General features: G+C 66.4%; 1 protein-coding gene. It reads right to left on the reverse strand.

The features are described 5' to 3' along the window. Window positions 1-212: 212 nt before the first annotated feature. Window positions 213-1,366 (reverse strand): IS4 family transposase (locus AB0M02_RS46725; protein ID WP_364238994.1); only part of this gene is annotated, 1,154 nt, incomplete at its 5' end.

Raw genomic sequence — 1,366 nt, forward strand, 5'->3', positions numbered from 1 at the left:
CCCAATGCCGCGTAGCTTAAGTTGATCTTGCGGGTTGTGGGAAGGCGTGCAGGCGGATCATGGCTGGTGTCTGGTGGCGGATGCTGGCGGGTTCGTGGGGTTTCTTGACGCGGTATTTGGTGCGGCTGCGTTTGAGGGCGCGGGGACAGGTGCGTTCGCGGCGTGGTGGGATCAAGTGTTCGGCGATGCGTCGCAGGTGTTCGGGTTTCTGTTCAGTCCAGTCCTGAGGGGGAAATGGCGGCGGTGCCGGTGGCGGTGCGGCGGATCAGTCTCAGGGTTTGGGTGAAGGAGATCCGGTCGGGGTCCAGGTCGGCGGCGGCGGAGGCTTGGGCGATCAGGGCACTGATGGCATGGTGGACGATCAGGTAGGCCCAGATTTCCTGGTGGACGAGGTCGGGCAGGCGGGAACGCAGCAGCCGGCCGGGGCCGCGGAGGTGGGTTTTCAGCTGGTCGTGGCTGGTTTCTTGTTCCCAACGCTGGTGATAGGCGGCGGCGAGTTCGTCGGCGCGGGCGTGGCTGGGGTCGTGGATGGTGGTGAGCAGGGCGATCAGTTCGCCGGTGCCGTCACCGGCGCGGTTGGTGATGTCGTACTCGATGACGCGGACCAGGTGGGCCACGGGCAGGCCGTGCTTGGTGAAAGCGGTCGGGGTTTCGTTGATGTCGGCCAGGTTCTGCCCGGCGCGGGCGGCAGCCAGAATCTTCTGCCGACGTGATTCCAGCTGGACGTTGGGTTTGATGATCACGCTGAGGTAGGTGCCGTCGGCCAGGATTTTCACCACCGGTAGCCGCATCTGCGTCGGCGCCCGCCACAGCAACGCCGCCCCGGTGGCCTGCGCCTCGGTCCAGCTGTCCCAGGAGTAGAAACCACGATCAGCGGTGAGTAGATCATCGGCGCGTAGCCGGGACCACAACGCGGCGGCCAAAGTCCTTTCGTGGGTGGCATACGAGCCGATCCTGGCGGCGATGAATGCGTGGGTGCCGCATTCGGCCATCGCCACGACCCGGGCCTTCGGGAACGGTGACCTGTTCTCGGCACGGGCGTTGGCATAGCCGAATTCAGCGACATTCGCCGGGCTGTCGGGCACGTCCACCTCGAACCCGTCGATCGCGAGCAGCCGCCACGACCGCAGGAACGATCCCCGCGTGGTCCCCAACGCCATCGCCGCCGACGTCGGGCCGGTCCGCCCGGCGACCGGGCCGCACGCGTTGGTGAACAGTTCGGCGAACAACCGCCGTCCGAGTCGTTTACGGGCCTGGGTGATCGCCGACGAGGTCGGCACCGTCCACTGCGCATTCCAGCAGCCGAACCGATCCAGCGAGCCGGTTACCTTCGCGGCAACCTCGGCATAGTCATCGTCCGGAAACA

The organism is Actinoplanes sp. NPDC051861 (assembly GCF_040681145.1).
Taxonomy (GTDB): Bacteria; Actinomycetota; Actinomycetes; order Mycobacteriales; family Micromonosporaceae; genus Actinoplanes.